This window comes from Photorhabdus machadonis, assembly GCF_052657765.1.
On sequence record NZ_CP199761.1, the window covers coordinates 2,464,629 to 2,482,706 of the forward strand.

Genomic DNA, 18,078 nt, shown 5'->3' on the forward strand with positions numbered 1-18,078 from the left:
GGATTATTAAGGCTGTATGTCCTTTGATTTTGTGATTAAACATAGCCGTGACCTGAATGTTTGTTGGTGGTATATTTTCGCGATGTTTCGGTATCAAAGGCAGTCACTTTTTACATCGTGTACCAATCTTAGTACCAAACTTTAATGGATTGACTAGATAATAATTTAAATCGTTATTTTAGTTGAATATCGAACTCCTTCAAGTGACCTTTCGTGTGGGTCACCACTGTAGATAAGGATTTTAAATGCCTGTTATTACTCTTCCTGACGGTAGCCAACGTCAGTTTGATCGTGCTGTTTCTGTAATGGATGTTGCCTGTGATATTGGTCCAGGTTTAGCGAAAGCATGTATTGCTGGCCGCATAAATGGTGAGTTGGTGGATGCCTGTGAATTAATCGATTCTGATGCAAAACTGGCTATTATTACAAGTAAAGATGAGAAAGGGCTGGAAATTATCCGCCATTCATGCGCACATCTGTTGGGCCATGCGATTAAGCAATTATGGCCAGATACTAAAATGGCCATCGGACCCGTTATTGATAATGGTTTCTACTATGATGTCGATCTTGGTCGCGCCCTGACGCAGGAGGATATTGAGCTGCTTGAAAAACGCATGCTGGAGCTTGCCAAAAAAGACTATGACGTCATCAAGAAAAAAGTGAGTTGGCAAGAAGCTCGTGATACGTTCGTCGCCCGTGGTGAGGATTACAAAGTACAGATTTTGGATGACAACATTGGTCGTGATGATCGCCCTGGTCTGTATAATCATGAAGAATATGTTGACATGTGCCGTGGTCCACATGTGCCAAATATGCGTTTCTGTCATCATTTTAAATTGCAGAAAGTGGCAGGGGCATACTGGCGTGGGGATAGCAACAATAAAATGTTGCAACGCATATACGGTACTGCGTGGGCTGATAAGAAACAGCTCAACACTTATCTGCAACGTCTGGAAGAAGCTGCTAAACGTGACCATCGTAAAATTGGTAAACAGCTAGATTTGTACCACATGCAAGAAGAAGCGCCGGGGATGGCGTTCTGGCATAACGATGGCTGGACTATTTTCCGTGAACTTGAAACTTTCGTGCGCACTAAACTGAAAGAATATCAATATCAGGAAGTTAAAGGTCCATTTATGATGGACCGTGTGATGTGGGAAAGAACCGGTCACTGGGAAAACTATGGTGAGCATATGTTTACCACTTCTTCAGAGAACCGTGAATATTGCGTTAAACCAATGAACTGTCCAGGGCACATTCAGATTTTTAACCAAGGTTTAAAATCTTATCGTGATTTGCCTTTACGTATGGCTGAATTCGGTAGCTGCCACCGCAATGAACCGTCAGGTGCATTACATGGCTTGATGCGTGTTCGTGGTTTCACTCAGGATGATGCTCATATCTTCTGTACAGAAGAGCAAATTCATCGGGAAGTGAGCAGCTGCATTAAGATGGTGTACGATGTTTACAGCACTTTTGGTTTTGAAAAAATCGTGGTTAAGCTGTCAACTCGCCCGGAAAAACGCATTGGTACTGAAGAACAGTGGAGTCAGGCCGAAGAAGCTTTAGCTGCGGCGCTGCAAGAAAATGGTGTTCAGTTTGAGTATCAGCCAGGTGAAGGTGCTTTCTACGGACCAAAAATTGAATTTACTTTGCATGATTGTTTGGATCGTGCGTGGCAATGTGGTACTGTGCAGCTTGACTTTTCACTACCGGGCCGTTTGAGTGCGTCCTACGTAGGTGAAAACAACGAACGTAAGGTTCCTGTAATGATTCACCGTGCTGTTCTGGGTTCACTGGAACGGTTTATCGGCATCCTGACTGAGGAATATGCGGGTTTCTTCCCGACATGGATTGCTCCTCAGCAGGTCGTTGTGATGAATATCACAGATAGCCAGGCTGATTATGTACAGGAATTAGCAAAAAAACTTCAAGATGCAGGCATTCGTGCAAAAGCAGACTTGAGAAACGAGAAGATTGGTTTTAAAATCCGTGAACATACTCTGCGTCGTGTTCCTTATATGCTTGTTTGTGGTGAAAAAGAGGTCGAATCAGGAAAAGCTTCTGTTCGGACCCGCCGCGGTAAGGATTTAGGTAGCATTGATGTTAGCGAGTTCATTGGAAAACTGCTGATAGAAATACGCAGTCGTAATCTTCATCAATTGGAGGAATAAGGTATTAAAGGCGGAAAAAGAATTCAAACGGCGCGACCTAATCGCATTAATGGAGAGATTCGCGCTTCTGAAGTTCGTTTAACAGGTTTAGATGGCGAACAGATTGGCATCGTCAGTCTGAGAGAAGCTCTTGAAAAAGCTGAGGAAGCGGGTGTTGATTTAGTTGAAATCAGCCCGAATGCCGAGCCGCCGGTTTGCCGTATCATGGATTACGGCAAGTTCCTCTATGAGAAGAGTAAGTCAATCAAAGAACAGAAGAAAAAACAAAAGGTTATTCAGGTTAAGGAAATTAAATTCCGTCCTGGTACAGATGAAGGCGACTATCAGGTCAAACTACGCAACCTGATTCGTTTTCTGGAAGATGGCGATAAAGCTAAAATCACCCTGCGTTTCCGTGGGCGTGAAATGGCGCACCAACAGATTGGTGTTGAAATGCTTAACCGCATCCGCAACGATCTGGATGAACTGGCAGTGGTTGAATCCTTTCCATCGAAGATTGAAGGCCGTCAGATGATAATGGTGCTCGCTCCTAAGAAGAAATAGTCGGGCAATCAAGTAATAAGCTCCTGTCGGTTCGTCTGGTTGGGGCTTATTCGCCTTACTGATTCGTTGTAATTAACAATGCGAAGTGGAAATTAAAATGCCAAAGATTAAAACAGTACGCGGCGCCGCTAAACGCTTTAAAAAAACTGCAAGTGGTGGTTTTAAGCGTAAGCATGCTAACCTTCGTCACATTCTGACTAAGAAATCAACCAAGCGTAAACGTCATTTACGTCCAAAAGGCATGGTCTCCAAAGGTGATCTGGGCCTGGTTGTTGCTTGTCTGCCATACGCATAAGCAAATTTTTAGAATTAGAATTCAGAGACGATAGGAGAAGTATATGGCTCGTGTAAAACGTGGTGTTGTCGCCCGTGCACGTCACAAGAAAATTTTAAAGCAAGCGAAAGGTTACTATGGTGCCCGTTCGCGCGTTTACCGTGTTGCCTTCCAGGCAGTAATCAAAGCAGGGCAGTACGCTTACCGTGACCGTCGTCAGCGTAAACGTCAGTTCCGTCAACTGTGGATTGCACGTATCAACGCTGCTGCACGTCAGAATGGTCTGTCCTACAGCCGTTTCATTGATGGCCTGAAAAAGGCTTCTGTTGAAATCGACCGTAAGATCCTGGCTGACATCGCTGTGTTTGACAAAGTGGCGTTTGCTGCTTTAGTTGAAAAAGCGAAGAGCGCTCTGGCATAAGTTAGAGTAGTGAGAGGGGGAGCATGCTCCCTCTTTTGCTTTGTTTGAAAATGTGGCTTACTAGAGCGTCTTTGTCAGAAAAAATATTTTTCCGAGAGAACCAATATCATGCCTTTAGCTTTTTTTCGCTTCTTTTTTTACTTTAGCGCCTGAATTCAGGGGGCTTTGCGCGTAAGAAAAGAAACGAAAAGTAGCGCCTGAGCCTCCATTGTGGAGGCTTTTTTGTTTTTATCACATAAAAACAGAAGCAGGTTTATAGAGTCATTAACGATCATTATTAGCAGGCCGTTAGGCCGAAGGAAGAGGAAAACGATGCCACATCTCGCTGAATTGGTTGCAAATGCAAAAGCAGCCATAGAAGATGCCCAGGATGTTGCTGCGTTGGATTTGGTGCGTGTTGAATATTTAGGCAAAAAAGGCCATTTAACTCTCCAAATGTCATCGCTGCGTGATCTGCCGGCCGAAGAACGTCCAGCCGCAGGGGCGGTTATTAATCAGGCGAAGCAGGAAGTCCAGGAAGTTTTGAATGCCTGTAAAGAGAAGCTGGAGACTGACCTCCTAAACTTCCGTTTAGCCGCAGAAAAGATTGATGTATCTCTGCCTGGTCGTCGTATGGAAAATGGTGGATTACATCCGGTTAACCGTACAATAGAGCGTATTGAAACTTTCTTTGGTGAATTAGGTTTTTCTGTAGAATCAGGCCCTGAAATTGAAGATGATTATCACAATTTCGATGCATTAAATATTCCTGCCCACCATCCTGCACGCGCTGATCATGATACTTTCTGGTTTGATGCTAAACGTCTGTTGCGTACTCAGACTTCAGGCGTTCAGGTCCGGACTATGCATAACCAACAGCCGCCAATTCGTGTCATTGCACCTGGCCGTGTATATCGTAATGACTATGATCAGACACATACGCCTATGTTCCATCAGGTGGAAGGTTTGATTATTGATCGTGACATCAGTTTTACCAATCTGAAAGGAACGTTGCACGATTTCCTGACTAACTTCTTTGAAGAAGATTTACAGGTTCGTTTCCGTCCTTCTTACTTTCCATTTACAGAACCTTCGGCGGAAGTTGACGTAATGGGTAAAAACGGCAAATGGCTGGAAGTGTTGGGCTGCGGTATGGTTCATCCTAATGTGCTGAATAATGTTGGCCTTGATCCTGAAATTTATTCTGGTTTTGCTTTTGGCATGGGGGTGGAGCGCCTGACAATGTTACGTTACGGTGTAACTGACTTGCGTGCGTTCTTCGAAAATGATTTGCGTTTTCTCAAACAGTTTAAATAAGGCGGGAATATCTCATGAAATTCAGTGAACTCTGGTTGCGCGAGTGGGTAAACCCAGCCATTGGCAGTGAAGAATTATCTGATCAAATTACCATGGTTGGTCTGGAAGTTGATGGCACTGAAGCCGTTGCTGGTCAATTCCATGGTGTGGTTATCGGTGAAGTTGTTGAATGTGGTCAACATCCAAATGCGGATAAGTTGCGGGTTACAAAAGTGAATGTCGGTGGTGAGCGCCTATTGGATATCGTTTGTGGCGCACCGAACTGCCGTTTGGGGTTGAAAGTTGCAGTAGCCACAGTGGGTGCTGTGCTGCCAGGTGATTTCAAAATCAAAGCGGCGAAACTACGTGGTGAGCCTTCGGAAGGAATGCTGTGTTCTTTCTCTGAACTGGGTATTTCTGAAGATCACGAGGGTATTATTGAATTACCCATTGATGCGCCTTTAGGTGTTGATCTGCGTGAATATCTGAAGCTGGATGATAGCGTCATTGAGATCAGCATTACACCTAACCGTGCTGATTGCCTGAGTATTATGGGGGTCGCACGTGATGTGGCGGTCGCTAATAAAATGCCATTATCTGCACCGCAAATTGAGGCAATAAAGCCAACAACAGATGCTGTTTTTCCTATTCACGTTGAAGCAACAGAAGCTTGCCCTCGTTACTTGGGGCGGATAATCGAAAAAATCAATGTGAAAGCGACAACACCATTGTGGATGCGTGAAAAACTACGTCGTGGTGGTGTTCGCTCTATCGACCCGATTGTCGATGTGACTAACTATGTGTTGCTTGAATTAGGCCAACCATTGCATGCGTTTGATTTGGAACGTTTAAATGGTTCAATCATTGTGCGCATGGCGAAACCGGATGAAAAACTAGTTTTGCTGGATGGCACAGAAGCCACGCTTTCTGCTGATACTCTTGTTATTTCTGATGAAAAACAAGCTATTGCAATGGCGGGTATTTTTGGTGGTGAACATTCAGGTGTGAATGAAGAAACTCAAAATATTTTACTTGAGTGCGCGTTTTTTGCACCTTTGGCGATTGCTGGTCGTGCTCGTCGGTATGGTTTACATACTGACGCTTCTCACCGCTATGAGCGCGGTGTTGATCCTCAGTTACAACACCATGCAATGGAGAGAGCGACCCAACTGCTGATTGATATTTGTGGTGGTGAAGCCGGTCCGGTCATTGATATTACTGATGAATCTCAATTACCAAAACCTGCGACAATCACACTGCGCCGTGAAAAATTGGATCGTTTGATTGGTCACTGTGTGCCTGATGAGCAGGTTGGTGATATCTTGACCCGTTTAGGTTGTAAAATCACTGTTCAGGAAAACTGCTGGCAGGCGATTGCACCAAGCTGGCGTTTTGACATGGAGATTGAAGAAGATCTGGTGGAAGACGTTGCCCGTATCTACGGTTACAACAATATTCCAGATGTACCGATGCACGCAGATCTCATCATGAAAAAACACCGCGAAGTGGATCTTTCTCTGAAACGTGTTAAAACCATGCTGGTTGACAGAGGTTATCAGGAAGCGATTACCTACAGCTTTGTTGATCCCAAAACGCAGGCATTGTTGCATCCACAGCAACAGGCATTGATGCTGCCTAACCCAATTTCAGCGGACATGTCTGCAATGCGTTTATCTTTGCTGACGGGTTTGCTGACAACCGTGGTGTATAACCAGAATCGTCAGCAAAACCGTGTACGCCTGTTTGAAACCGGTTTGCGTTTTGTTCCTGATGAAAATGCGCAGCAGGGTATTCGTCAGGAGCTGATGTTAGGTGGTGTCATTACCGGCAATCGTTTTGAAGAGCATTGGTCACTGGAAAAACAATCTATCGATTTCTTCGATATGAAAGGCGATTTGGAAGCTGTTCTGGAATTAACTGGAAAATTATCTAAGATTTCTTTTAGAGCAGATGCAAATCCGGCGTTACACCCAGGTCAAAGTGCCGGGATTTATTTGGAAAATGAATACATCGGATACATTGGTGTTGTCCATCCGGAATTAGAGCGTAAACTTGACTTAAATGGCCGTACCGTCGTGTTTGAAATACTCTGGAGCAAGCTGTCAGGCCGCGTGATTCCTGACGCAAAAGAGATTTCACGCTTCCCGTCAAACCGTCGTGATATCGCCATTGTGGTGCCTGAAAACATTGCTGTAGAAGATGTTTTGGCAGAATGCAAGAAAGTTGGCGTAAATCATATAGTTGGCATAAACTTGTTTGACGTGTATTGTGGTAAAGGTATAGCTGAGGGTCATAAGAGCCTTGCTATAAGTTTTATCTTGCAGGATACCGCACGTACACTGGAAGAAGAAGAGATTGCTGCAACTGTCAATAGATGTGTTGCAGTACTGAAACAGCGATTCCAAGCATCCTTGAGGGACTGAACCTATGGCGCTTACTAAAGCTGAAATGTCAGAAAATCTGTTTGAGAAACTGGGAATTAGCAAGCGTGATGCTAAGGATCTGGTTGAATTGTTCTTTGAAGAAGTGCGTCGTTCTTTGGAGAATGGTGAGCAGGTAAAATTGTCTGGATTTGGCAACTTTGATTTACGGGATAAAAACCAACGTCCGGGACGTAATCCTAAGACGGGTGAAGATATTCCGATTACCGCTCGCCGAGTAGTGACATTCCGTCCTGGTCAGAAGTTAAAAAGCAGGGTTGAGAAAGCCACACCTAAGGAATAATCAAAAAGGCCGCATTAATAGCGGCCTTTTTCTTATAAAGATCCTCTCTCATGAGCTGATTTCCAATGCAACCCATCTATTCCATTGCTGAATTAGTGACTCGTCAGAAAAGGCGTGATTACCGCTTTCTGGCAATTCTTGCGTGCTTATTTCTATTTGTTTTTTTTCTCTCACTTTGCGCTGGGGAAAATTGGATATGGCCAGATAAATGGTTTTCTGAAACGGGTCAATTGTTTGTGTGGCAACTGCGTTTTCCTCGTGTTTTGGCTGTCGTTGCGGTAGGTGCAAGCCTGACTGTGGCAGGGGCGGTGATGCAGGCACTGTTTGAAAATCCGCTGGCTGAACCGGGGTTATTGGGGATCAGTAATGGTGCCAGTGTGGTGGTTGTGTTTTTGGTGCTGATGCTTCACGGTATTACGCCATTCTGGTTATTGAGCATTGGCGCTGTGCTGGGCGCGCTCACTGTCACCCTGATATTGCTGACCTTTTCAAGAAAGCGTCATCTGAATAATGCCCGTTTGTTATTGGTGGGTGTTGCTTTCGGCGTCGTCTCCGGTGCATTGATGACATGGATGGTTTATTTTAGTACCAGTCTGGATTTGCGCCAGCTAATGTATTGGATGATGGGCAGTTTCAGTGGGATAGACTGGCGACAGCAATGGTTGGTCGTTGCTTTGTTTCCTTTAATCATTTGGTTGAGCAGTCAAGGAAAAGTACTTAATTTTCTTTCATTGGGAGAAACAACGTCTCAACAGTTAGGTATTTCACTTTATCGCTGGCGTAATCTATTTGTATGCGCGATTGGATTGCTGGTGGGGCTAAGTGTTGCACTTGCCGGAACAATCAGCTTTATTGGTTTGGTGATCCCACATATTTTGCGTTTGTGTGGTTTGACAGATTATAAAACATTGCTGCCTGCATGTGTTCTGGCAGGCGGCTATGGATTATTGCTGGCTGATTTACTTTCTCGCCTTAGCCTGACGAATGCAGAAGTACCGATTGGTGTTGTGACTGCAACATTAGGAGCGCCGGTATTCATCTGGTTATTGTTAAAAGTCAGAGGCTGGAGTTAAGGCAGTGAATGACGTGCAAATCACCAGCCAGTTGATGACTCTCCGGCAAGTTTCAGTACAAAACCGATTAATGTTGCTGACAGCCTCAGTACAACAAGGTGAACAAATCCATCTCATTGGGCCGAATGGTTCAGGGAAGAGTACGTTATTGGCCTGTATGGCAGGTATTTTGCCGTGTCGTGGTGACATTGATTTGCAACAAAAATGCCTTAGTCAATATAGTCACGGTGAATTAGCACGGCACAGAGCATGGCTCAGTCAGCAAATTTCGTCTGTACCAATAATGCCGGTTTTTCAATATCTGCAACTGCACTTGATGCACCACCGGGTTAATTGTGACGATGTGCTGTCAGAACTCTGTTCTTATTTTAAGTTGGGAATGCTGCTGGAGACACCGGTAGGAAATTTATCTGGTGGCGAATGGCAAAGGGTACGGTTAACCGGGGTTTTTTTACAGGTTTGGCCATCAATTAATTCGAAAGGCAAATTATTACTCCTGGATGAACCGGCAAATAACCTTGATGTTACTCAGGTGGCAGCGCTTGATCTGTTGGTAAAGAAATTCTGTGCACTCGGTGGAACCGTAATCATGAGTGGTCATGATCTTAATCACAGTTATGATAAAGCTGATCGGATCTGGTTGCTTGACAATGGCTTATTGGTTGCAGATGGAAAACCGGATGAGGTAATGAAAGAAAATACGCTTTCCCGCGTTTTTGCGGCTGACATCAAATGTGTGTCAGAGAAAAGGTCTAAATATTGGCGAGTTTTTTTGCCTTGATCATCGTTCATTCAGAGTAAACCTATTGTCATTTTCACTTAATTTGCTAAATCATACCTACGTTGATGATTCGTTAAAATATAGTCATCTAATATGTCATTATGTTATGAATGAATTGGACTGTGTTTTATGGATCGTTTTCTGCCATTTTCCCGTCCTGCCATAGGTGATGAAGAAATTCAGGCGGTAGAGAAAGTTCTTCGTTCGGGCTGGATAACAACAGGCCCGCAAAATCATCAATTGGAACAGGACTTCTGCCGTATGTTTGGTTGTAAACATGCGGTTGCCTTAGCTTCTGCAACGGCAGGTATGCATCTGACATTAATGGCGTTGGGTATTGGCCCCGGTGACGAAGTTATTACGCCGTCTCTAACCTGGGTTTCCACAATAAATATGATCTGTCTGCTTGGTGCTGAACCGATCATGATTGATGTCGATCGTAATACTTTAATGGTCGAAGCGGAAACCGTAAAAAAAGCAATTACTTCCAGAACCAAAGCGATTATTCCTGTTCATTATGCTGGGGCTCCCTGTGATTTGGACGCACTGCGTGTCATTGCTCAGGATGCCGGTATTCCGTTAATTGAAGACGCGGCTCATGCAATAGGGGCTCGTTATAAAAATGAGTGGGTTGGTGAGCATGGTACGGCTATTTTCTCTTTTCATGCCATAAAAAATGTCACCTGTGCGGAAGGGGGGTTAATTGTTACTGATAATAATGAACTTGCTGAACGAGTCCGATGTCTAAAGTTTCATGGATTGGGTGTTGATGCTTTTGATCGTCAAATTCAGGGCAGGAAACCGCAGGCGGAAGTTGTAGAACCCGGTTACAAATATAATTTATCTGATATTCATGCTGCCATTGCTGTTGTGCAATTAAGTAAATTGGAATCAATGAATGCTCGCCGTCGGCAAATTGTAGGCCGTTATTCAGCGGCATTAAAAAATTTGCCGTTGCAGATGCTAGGTGTACCCGATTATGAACATTTACATGCACATCATCTGTTTATGGTGCGGGTTAATAAGGCAATCTGTGGTATTGACCGCGATACATTAATGGAGCGTCTAAAAGAGAAAAATATCGGCACAGGTTTGCATTTCAGAGCCGGACATACGCAAAAATATTATCGGGAACGTTACCCGCAATTGTTGTTGCCTGAATCAGAATGGAATTCAGCAACACTTTGTTCATTGCCACTTTTCCCTGATATGAGTGATGACGATGTGGATTGTGTAATTGATACTTTACAAGAAATTATTTCGGAGTGCAGATAAGTGTCATTTGAGCAAATTAAAAAAGTGTCTGTTGTTATTCCAGTTTATAACGAAGAGGAAAGTTTACCTCTTTTACTAAAAAGAACTTTGACGGCTTGTAAACAATTGACTCAGGAATACGAGCTCATTCTTGTTGATGACGGTAGTAGTGATAACTCTGTGGAAATTCTGATTCAGGCAGCGGAACAACCTGAAAATCATATTATTGCAATTTTGCTTAATCGTAATTACGGCCAGCATTCAGCGATCATGGCGGGTTTTAATCAAGTTAATGGTGATTTGATTATTACGCTTGATGCAGATTTACAGAATCCGCCAGAGGAGATCCCCCGTCTGGTTAAAACCGCTGAACAGGGTTATGACGTTGTGGGTACCCGGCGAGCTAACCGGCAGGATTCCCTGTTTCGTAAAACAGCGTCAAAAATCATCAACGCTATGATTACTAAGGCAACAGGGCGTTCTATGGGGGATTATGGCTGTATGCTTCGTGCTTATCGCCGCCATATTGTTGAAGCCATGTTGCAGTGCCATGAGCGCAGCACTTTCATTCCTATTCTGGCAAACACGTTCGCCCGTAAAACGATAGAGATTGATGTTGCCCATGCAGAGCGTGAATTTGGTGATTCCAAATACAACTTCATGAAGCTGATTAACCTGATGTATGACCTGCTTACCTGCCTGACAACCGCCCCATTACGTTTGTTGAGCGTCGTCGGGAGTGTCATTGCCGTTTCAGGTTTTTTACTGGCGGTGCTGCTGATGACCTTACGTCTGATTTTCGGTTCTATTTGGGCAGCGGAAGGGGTGTTTACCCTGTTTGCCATCCTTTTCATGTTTATTGGCGCACAGTTCGTTGCGATGGGCTTATTAGGTGAATACATAGGCCGTATTTATAACGATGTCCGTGCGCGCCCACGTTATTTTATTCAAAAAGTGGTCGGAAATAAAAAGACCAACGATAACTCAGAAAACCAGGAAGAATACTAAATGAAAGCAATTATCTTTGCCTATCATGATATCGGCTGTGTCGGGATCAATGCCTTAACTAAAGCTGGCTTTGATATTCAGGCGGTATTTACCCATACAGATGATCCTACTGAAACCCGTTTTTTTTCTTCTGTTGCCCGTTTGAGTGCAGATTTGGCGCTTCCGGTTTTTGCACCAGAGAACGTTAACCATCCACTTTGGATTGAGCGTATCCGGGAAATGAAGCCTGACGTGATTTTCTCTTTTTATTACCGGGACATGTTGAGCGAAGATATCTTATCGCTGGCGAGCGCAGGCGCATTTAATCTGCATGGTTCTCTGTTGCCAAAATACCGTGGTCGTGCCCCCATTAACTGGGCGATTTTGCATGGTGAAACAGAAACGGGGGTGACCCTGCATAAAATGGTATTGAAACCTGATGCAGGGGATAGTGTTGCTCAACATAAAGTCGCTATTGCAGAAACAGATACTTCGCTGATTTTGCACGGTAAAATTTGTGAAGCCGCAGAAAAACTGCTTGATCAAGTATTACCTCAGATCAAAGCAGGAACTTACATTGCAACCCCGCAGGATGAGAAGCAAGCAACTTACTTTGGTCGCCGTACTGCTGCTGATGGCGAAATTGATTGGAACAAATCAGCCACTGAAATCAACAACTTGATAAGAGCTGTGACGGAACCTTATCCTGGGGCATTTACTTTCCTGGGGGAGCGCAAGATGACTATCTGGCGGGCTTCCGTGCATAATGAAGCGCATAACAAACAGTCCGGTACTATATTATCTGTGGCTCCGCTGATGATTGCCTGTGGTCAGGGTGCGTTGGAAATTATGAATGGGCAGAATGAATCCGGTCTGTATGTTCAGGGGACGCGTCTGGCGGCAGATATGAGCATTGTGACTGATATCCGTGTCGGGCCAAAGGCAACCTCTCAAATTAGCCACCGTAAGCGAGTATTAATTCTGGGTGTGAACGGTTTTATCGGTAATCATCTGACAGAGCGCCTGTTGCGTGATGGCAACTATGATATCTACGGTATGGATATCGGTTCTTCTGCCATTGAACGCTTTATCGGTAACCCACGTTTTCACTTCATTGAAGGTGATGTCAACATCCATACTGAATGGATCGAGTATCACATCAAGAAGTGTGATGTGGTTCTGCCGCTGGTCGCTATTGCAACCCCGATTGAATATACCCGTAACCCACTGCGCGTATTCGAACTGGATTTCGAGGAGAATCTAAAGATTGTTCGTTATTGTGTTAAATACAATAAACGGATTATTTTTCCTTCCACATCAGAAGTTTATGGAATGTGTGATGATAAAGAGTTTGACGAAGATGATTCTCGTCTGATTGTTGGCCCGATTAACAAACAGCGCTGGATCTATTCTGTCTCTAAACAATTATTGGATCGTGTTATTTGGGCCTATGGTGAGAAAGAAGGACTTAGATTCACGCTGTTTCGTCCATTTAATTGGATGGGGCCACGTTTGGATAACCTGAACTCTGCGCGTATTGGCAGTTCCAGAGCGATCACACAACTGATATTGAACTTAGTTGAAGGCTCACCGATCAAACTGGTGGATGGTGGAGAACAGAAACGCTGTTTTACTGATATTAATGATGGTATTGAAGCGCTATTCCGGATTATTGAAAACCGGGGTGGGTTGTGTGACGGTCAAATTGTCAATATTGGTAATCCAACTAACGAAGCCAGTATTCGCCAGTTAGCAGAAATGTTACTTGATAGCTTTGAGAATCATGAGTTGAGAGGTCATTTTCCTCCGTTTGCCGGATTCAAAAAGATTGAAAGCGGAAGTTACTACGGTAAAGGCTATCAAGATGTTGAACACCGTAAGCCCAGCATTAAAAATGCGGAACGGTTGCTAGATTGGAAACCAACCATTGAGATGAAACAGACGATAAATGAAACATTGGATTTCTTCCTGCGTGGTGAAATTGAAGAGTTAGGGAAAAACGCATGAAACAAGTTGGCTTGAGAATTGATGTGGACACCTATCGGGGAACCTTTGAAGGGGTACCGCAATTGCTTAACATCTTGGCAAAGCATCAGATTCAGGCCAGTTTTTTCTTTAGTGTTGGGCCGGATAATATGGGGCGCCATTTATGGCGTCTTTTACGGCCAAAATTCTTATGGAAAATGTTGAGATCAAATGCGGCATCTTTGTATGGTCTTGATATCTTACTGGCGGGAACTGCATGGCCGGGTAAGAAGATAGCCAGGGATTTGGGCTATCTGATGAAGCAAACTTTGGATGCAGGCCATGAAGTTGGCTTGCATGCATGGGATCATCAGGGCTGGCAGGCGAAAGTTGGTCGCTGGTCTGAGGCTCAGTTAACAGAGCAGGTTAAACTGGGTGTGGAGGCTTTGGTACAGGCAACTGGCCAACGGGTAACGTGTTCTGCTGTTGCTGGCTGGCGGGCGGATGAACGCGTACTTGCGGTAAAGCAGCGGTTTGGTTTTGATTACAACAGTGATTGCCGGGGGACGCATCCATTCAGGCCCATTTTACCTGATGGGACTATTGGTACTGTGCAAATTCCGGTGACGTTGCCAACTTATGATGAAGTGATAGGAATTCAGGTTAAAGATGAAGATTTTAACCGGTTTATCCTTGATGAAATAAAAAACAACCAGGGAATTCCGGTATATACCATCCATACGGAAGTGGAAGGGCTGTCCAAGTCCACAGAATTTGAAGCTCTGCTGGAAATGGCTCACCGGGAAAACATACAATTTTGTGCATTGAGTCATCTGCTGCCTGAAAATATACAGCGAATTCCTGTAGGAAGAATCGTTCGTTCCGAATTTCCCGGCAGAGAAGGGTGGTTAGGATGCCAACAAGAGGTTTAACTTATCTATGTTAAATAACCGGGCGTGTAAAGTAGGGGCCTTTTTGATGGCTCTTTTTTTTGCCCTTACCTATTTATTACCCCTTAATGGCCGCCTGTTGTGGCAGCCAGATGAAACCCGTTATGCAGAAATTAGTCGTGAAATGCTGCAACGAGGAGATTGGATTGTTCCGTATTTACTGGATATTCGTTATTTTGAAAAGCCGGTAGCGGGTTATTGGATTAATAATATCAGCCAATGGATTTTTGGTGAGAATAATTTTGCTGTCCGTTTTGGATCAGTTTTCTGTATTTTCATCAGTACAATTTTATTATATCGGCTTGCTATGATGATGTGGCAGGACCGGCATATTGCTTTTGCCACCAGTCTGATTTATATCTCAATGTTTCTGGTATTGGCGATTGGTACTTATAGCGTGCTCGATCCGATGTTCTCTTTGTGGATAACAGCGGCGATGGTGTGCAGTTTCTGGGCATTAAAAGCAGATTGTACCCGGCAGCGGGTTATAGCATATCTGGTGCTTGGTTTATGTTGTGGTATGGGCTTTATGACGAAAGGGTTTCTGGCACTGGCCGTTCCGGTGATTGCTATGTTGCCGATTGTCATTTATCAGAAACGGGTCCGGCAAATAGTATGCTTTGGTCCGCTTGCCATTATTTCTGCGATAGCAATCAGTTTGCCGTGGGTTATTGCGGTTGCCCTGCGTGAGCCTGATTACTGGCACTATTTCTTCTGGATTGAGCATATTAAGCGTTTCTCAGCCGATGATGCCCAACATATAGCACCATTCTGGTATTACATACCGATTCTGATTCTTGGTGTGATCCCGTGGCTTGGATTACTGCCTGGGGCTGTGATTAAAGGCTGGAAAGAGAGAAAATCTCATCCTGAAATGTTTTTTCTGCTTTGCTGGTTTGCGGTGCCATTATTATTTTTCAGTATTGCAAAAGGAAAACTGCCGACTTACATCTTGCCTTGTATGGCACCATTGGCCATGATGATGGCTAAATTTGGTGTAGATTGTGTCAAAAATGGCAAGATGAAGTTATTGAAGATCAATGGAATGGTTAACGTACTCATTGGTCTGTTGGCAGTAATGGTTTTGTTTGCTATGGAAGCAGTGACAAAACACGCTTTATACCAGCCATCAGAATGGCTTAAATGGGTTTTAGCTATTGTTGCTTTTGGGATCTGGGCAATTATTGGCTATCTGTGTTTCATGCAGAATGGGAAATACTGGTTGTGGGCGGCATTTTGCTCCATTGTTGTCAGTCTGACGATTGGTAATGCTTTGCCTGAAAATATCATTAACTCCAAATTGCCGCAGAGTTTTATTAACCTGCATCGTCAAGAACTTGCAGACAGTCGATATATTGTATCGGAAAGTGTTGGCCTTGCGACCAGTGCTGCATGGGAAATGAAACGCAGTGATATTTATATGCTTGAGCGTTTTGGTGAACTGGAATATGGTTTGAATTATCCGGATAGCCGATACCGACATATTAACGATAAAGATTTCCCGCAATGGTTGGAAAAAGCCCGTAAAGAAGGCCGGGTATCAGTACTTTTTCATTTGTATAAAAATGAAGAATTACCTGATTTACCAAAAGCAGATCAAGTCAGCCGTAATTACCGCTTCGTTATTATGGTCTATGAGAAACGTCCATGATAAGTTTTGCTTTGCTGTTGCTGGTCAGCCTGATGACATGTGCTGGTCAGCTATGTCAGAAACAGGCTGTGATATGTTGGCAGAGTGGTGCTGATAACAAGAAAGCATTAGCGCTGAAATGGTTGGTAGGGGCGGTGATTCTGTTAGCTGTCGGGATGTTATTTTGGCTGCGTTTGTTACAGATATTGCCGCTGGGAATAGCTTATCCTATGTTGAGTATCAATTTTATTATGGTCACTTTAGCGGGGAAATTTCTCTATCAGGAAAGAGTAGGCAGAAAGCATTGGAGTGGGGTTGCTTGTATCATGTTGGGAATTTTGTTGATGAGCCTGAATGAATGAAAGGTTATATTTGGGGGTTAGCCAGCGTATTATTGGTGACAATAGCACAGTTATTACTGAAATGGGGTGTTGTAAATTTGCCGGCATTGAGCCTTGGCTTGCATTGGTTTGATATTGAATGGCTATGGGATAATCGCAATTCTCTCGTGACGATCATGGCTGGTCTAGCTGGGTATCTGTTATCTATGCTATGTTGGTTATTTGCACTGAAATATTTACCATTAAATAAAGCTTATCCGTTAATAAGCTTGAGTTATGTATTTGTTTATTTCATGGCGACCTTATTGCCCTGGTTTAATGAAACGGTCACCTTGTTGAAAACAGTAGGTGTAATTTTCATTTTATTTGGTGTCTGGTTGATTAGCCATCCAGAACGAATAATAAAATAAATATTTAGCGCTTCTGCTTGAAAGACAGCCTTGTTTTTTGGTTGGAGGCTGGATAAAGTTAGCGTATTTTGTGGGTTCTGTGAGGTGAGGTTGATGACAATAAGAATAAAAGAGCTGTTGTTGTTACTCAGCTTGTTACTTATTGGTTGTTCCAGCCATACCCCCAGAACCCAAGTTCCTGTGTTAAAAACGGCGCTTTCTGATCCCATCATGGTGATTGCTCAACTTAAAGAGCAGCTTAATCAATGGTACGGCACACCCTATCATTATGGTGGGATGGATCGTAGGGGAGTCGATTGCTCTGGTTTTGTTTACCGTACATTCAGTGACCGGTTTGATATTCAATTACCTCGTACTACCCGTGGGCAAATAGGGTTAGGAACCCGCATAGATAAAAGTGATTTAATGCCGGGTGATTTGGTCTTTTTCAAAACAGGTAGTGGTGAACATGGGTTACATGTTGGCATTTATGATGCCAACAATGAATTTATTCATGCATCAACCCATAAAGGTGTAACCCGCTCATCTATGAATAACGTTTACTGGAGAAAAGCTTTTTGGCAAGCCCGCAGGATTTAACGAAAAACCAGGTAAAAACTTCAATCAGCAAAGGTAAAACAGTGATTAAGGCTTTTTAAAAGCGGGTAAAAAACTCGATGTTATATTGACATTAGAATATCAGGAAAAACAGGTTTTAAATTGATTAACAAGGTAACTAAATAATAAAAAATTTAATCGGATTAACCGCATGGTGAAAAAGAACAATAACGTTTAGTAGCATTAAAAACGATTAAAGAAACGCCGTGAAGTCGGTTGCTGGACCCTAATATCTATATATGCCTTGATGTTTATTTACGCCACCCGATTTGCTAACATCAGTTTTAAAATGTGATTTGATTATTCGAAGAAAAATTTCAAATAAAAGGCTTTTAATTTTTTTAAAAGAGATTTGTTTTATATTTTTGGTATTTGTATTTACGCTTTAATGGTTTAATGGTTTAATGGTTTAATGGTTTAATGGTTTAATGGTTTAATGGTTTAATGGTTTAATGGTTTAATGGTTTAATGGTTTAATGGTTTAATGGTTTAATGGTTTAATGGTTTAATGGTTTAATGGTTTTTATTATCTTCATTAAAATGGCTATTTTAGCGTAACAAATAACATGTTCATTTTGTCTGTATCATTTTGAAAAAATTGAAGTTATTAAAATAAAATCGTTTTATTTATTAAAACAGGATCGTCATGTGATTTTAGATTTTTACTTAATTCTATTCA

General features: G+C 43.1%; 18 protein-coding genes and 1 other annotated feature. All 18 genes read left to right on the top strand.

Annotated elements, in window-relative coordinates; genetic code table 11:
- Nucleotides 1-245: 245 nt before the first annotated feature.
- The 18 genes from thrS (at nt 246) to ACUN2T_RS11825 (ending at nt 17,381) form a co-directional block, all read left to right on the top strand.
- Entirely contained in the window at nt 246-2,174 is a 1,929-nt protein-coding gene (gene thrS, locus ACUN2T_RS11740) for a threonine--tRNA ligase (RefSeq protein ID WP_445497615.1), read from the top strand.
- Between the two features lie 3 nt (nt 2,175-2,177).
- A complete protein-coding gene (infC, locus tag ACUN2T_RS11745) occupies nt 2,178-2,717 on the top strand; it encodes a translation initiation factor IF-3 (protein WP_445497862.1) in 540 nt (179 codons plus the stop codon).
- 97 nt (nt 2,718-2,814) lie between these two features.
- Nucleotides 2,815-3,012 (top strand): 50S ribosomal protein L35, encoded by a 198-nt coding sequence (gene rpmI, locus ACUN2T_RS11750; RefSeq protein WP_006118955.1) that lies wholly within the window; start codon nt 2,815-2,817, stop codon nt 3,010-3,012.
- 43 nt (nt 3,013-3,055) lie between these two features.
- On the top strand, nt 3,056-3,412 hold the full coding sequence (rplT, locus tag ACUN2T_RS11755) for a 50S ribosomal protein L20 (protein WP_021323015.1): 357 nt from the start codon (nt 3,056-3,058) through the stop codon (nt 3,410-3,412).
- Nucleotides 3,413-3,514: 102 nt separating this feature from the next.
- Nucleotides 3,515-3,639, top strand: a sequence feature (Phe leader region).
- Complete coding sequence (pheM, locus tag ACUN2T_RS11760) at nt 3,521-3,565, top strand: pheST operon leader peptide PheM (RefSeq protein WP_133814189.1); 45 nt, start codon at nt 3,521-3,523, stop codon at nt 3,563-3,565. It overlaps the preceding feature by 45 nt.
- Nucleotides 3,640-3,724: 85 nt before the next feature.
- On the top strand, nt 3,725-4,708 hold the full coding sequence (gene pheS, locus ACUN2T_RS11765) for a phenylalanine--tRNA ligase subunit alpha (protein ID WP_036849454.1): 984 nt from the start codon (nt 3,725-3,727) through the stop codon (nt 4,706-4,708).
- Nucleotides 4,709-4,722: 14 nt separating this feature from the next.
- A complete protein-coding gene (gene pheT / locus ACUN2T_RS11770; RefSeq protein ID WP_445497616.1) occupies nt 4,723-7,110 on the top strand; it encodes a phenylalanine--tRNA ligase subunit beta in 2,388 nt (795 codons plus the stop codon).
- Nucleotides 7,111-7,114: 4 nt separating this feature from the next.
- Complete coding sequence (ihfA, locus tag ACUN2T_RS11775) at nt 7,115-7,411, top strand: integration host factor subunit alpha (RefSeq protein ID WP_011146885.1); 297 nt, start codon at nt 7,115-7,117, stop codon at nt 7,409-7,411.
- Nucleotides 7,412-7,476: 65 nt separating this feature from the next.
- Nucleotides 7,477-8,484, top strand: a complete 1,008-nt coding sequence (gene btuC / locus ACUN2T_RS11780; protein ID WP_445497617.1) for a vitamin B12 ABC transporter permease BtuC — start codon at nt 7,477-7,479, stop codon at nt 8,482-8,484.
- A gap of 34 nt (nt 8,485-8,518) precedes the next feature.
- The gene (gene btuD, locus ACUN2T_RS11785; protein WP_445497863.1) at nt 8,519-9,265 is read left to right on the top strand and encodes a vitamin B12 ABC transporter ATP-binding protein BtuD; all 747 of its coding nucleotides are present in this window, start codon (nt 8,519-8,521) and stop codon (nt 9,263-9,265) included.
- 129 nt (nt 9,266-9,394) lie between these two features.
- Entirely contained in the window at nt 9,395-10,540 is a 1,146-nt protein-coding gene (gene arnB / locus ACUN2T_RS11790; RefSeq protein WP_445497618.1) for a UDP-4-amino-4-deoxy-L-arabinose aminotransferase, read from the top strand.
- Nucleotides 10,541-11,527, top strand: a complete 987-nt coding sequence (gene arnC, locus ACUN2T_RS11795; RefSeq protein ID WP_445497619.1) for an undecaprenyl-phosphate 4-deoxy-4-formamido-L-arabinose transferase — start codon at nt 10,541-10,543, stop codon at nt 11,525-11,527. It begins immediately after the preceding gene.
- The gene (arnA, locus tag ACUN2T_RS11800) at nt 11,528-13,513 is read left to right on the top strand and encodes a bifunctional UDP-4-amino-4-deoxy-L-arabinose formyltransferase/UDP-glucuronic acid oxidase ArnA (protein ID WP_445497620.1); all 1,986 of its coding nucleotides are present in this window, start codon (nt 11,528-11,530) and stop codon (nt 13,511-13,513) included. It abuts the gene before it with no gap.
- Nucleotides 13,510-14,403 (top strand): 4-deoxy-4-formamido-L-arabinose-phosphoundecaprenol deformylase, encoded by an 894-nt coding sequence (gene arnD / locus ACUN2T_RS11805; protein WP_445497621.1) that lies wholly within the window; start codon nt 13,510-13,512, stop codon nt 14,401-14,403. The genes arnA and arnD overlap by 4 nt, the downstream gene beginning before the upstream one ends.
- A 7-nt stretch (nt 14,404-14,410) precedes the next feature.
- Nucleotides 14,411-16,072 (top strand): lipid IV(A) 4-amino-4-deoxy-L-arabinosyltransferase, encoded by a 1,662-nt coding sequence (gene arnT / locus ACUN2T_RS11810; protein WP_445497622.1) that lies wholly within the window; start codon nt 14,411-14,413, stop codon nt 16,070-16,072.
- Nucleotides 16,069-16,413, top strand: a complete 345-nt coding sequence (gene arnE, locus ACUN2T_RS11815; RefSeq protein ID WP_445497623.1) for a 4-amino-4-deoxy-L-arabinose-phosphoundecaprenol flippase subunit ArnE — start codon at nt 16,069-16,071, stop codon at nt 16,411-16,413. Before arnT ends, arnE begins: the two co-directional genes overlap by 4 nt.
- Nucleotides 16,410-16,802, top strand: coding sequence for a 4-amino-4-deoxy-L-arabinose-phosphoundecaprenol flippase subunit ArnF (gene arnF / locus ACUN2T_RS11820; protein ID WP_445497624.1), 393 nt, complete (start codon nt 16,410-16,412; stop codon nt 16,800-16,802). Before arnE ends, arnF begins: the two co-directional genes overlap by 4 nt.
- 93 nt (nt 16,803-16,895) lie before the next feature.
- Nucleotides 16,896-17,381 (top strand): C40 family peptidase, encoded by a 486-nt coding sequence (locus tag ACUN2T_RS11825; RefSeq protein WP_445497625.1) that lies wholly within the window; start codon nt 16,896-16,898, stop codon nt 17,379-17,381.
- Nucleotides 17,382-18,078 lie beyond the last annotated feature (697 nt).

Bases quoted from the DNA above. Each gene is read 5' to 3' on its own strand.
- thrS (WP_445497615.1), top strand. From the start codon at position 246: ATGCCTGTTATTACTCTTCCTGACGGTAGCCAACGTCAGTTTGATCGT.
- rpmI (WP_006118955.1), top strand. From the start codon at position 2,815: ATGCCAAAGATTAAAACAGTACGCGGCGCCGCTAAACGCTTTAAAAAA.
- rplT (WP_021323015.1), top strand. From the start codon at position 3,056: ATGGCTCGTGTAAAACGTGGTGTTGTCGCCCGTGCACGTCACAAGAAA.
- pheS (WP_036849454.1), top strand. From the start codon at position 3,725: ATGCCACATCTCGCTGAATTGGTTGCAAATGCAAAAGCAGCCATAGAA.
- pheT (WP_445497616.1), top strand. From the start codon at position 4,723: ATGAAATTCAGTGAACTCTGGTTGCGCGAGTGGGTAAACCCAGCCATT.
- ihfA (WP_011146885.1), top strand. From the start codon at position 7,115: ATGGCGCTTACTAAAGCTGAAATGTCAGAAAATCTGTTTGAGAAACTG.
- btuC (WP_445497617.1), top strand. From the start codon at position 7,477: ATGCAACCCATCTATTCCATTGCTGAATTAGTGACTCGTCAGAAAAGG.
- btuD (WP_445497863.1), top strand. From the start codon at position 8,519: ATGACTCTCCGGCAAGTTTCAGTACAAAACCGATTAATGTTGCTGACA.
- arnB (WP_445497618.1), top strand. From the start codon at position 9,395: ATGGATCGTTTTCTGCCATTTTCCCGTCCTGCCATAGGTGATGAAGAA.
- arnA (WP_445497620.1), top strand. From the start codon at position 11,528: ATGAAAGCAATTATCTTTGCCTATCATGATATCGGCTGTGTCGGGATC.
- arnD (WP_445497621.1), top strand. From the start codon at position 13,510: ATGAAACAAGTTGGCTTGAGAATTGATGTGGACACCTATCGGGGAACC.
- arnT (WP_445497622.1), top strand. From the start codon at position 14,411: ATGTTAAATAACCGGGCGTGTAAAGTAGGGGCCTTTTTGATGGCTCTT.
- arnE (WP_445497623.1), top strand. From the start codon at position 16,069: ATGATAAGTTTTGCTTTGCTGTTGCTGGTCAGCCTGATGACATGTGCT.
- arnF (WP_445497624.1), top strand. From the start codon at position 16,410: ATGAAAGGTTATATTTGGGGGTTAGCCAGCGTATTATTGGTGACAATA.
- ACUN2T_RS11825 (WP_445497625.1), top strand. From the start codon at position 16,896: ATGACAATAAGAATAAAAGAGCTGTTGTTGTTACTCAGCTTGTTACTT.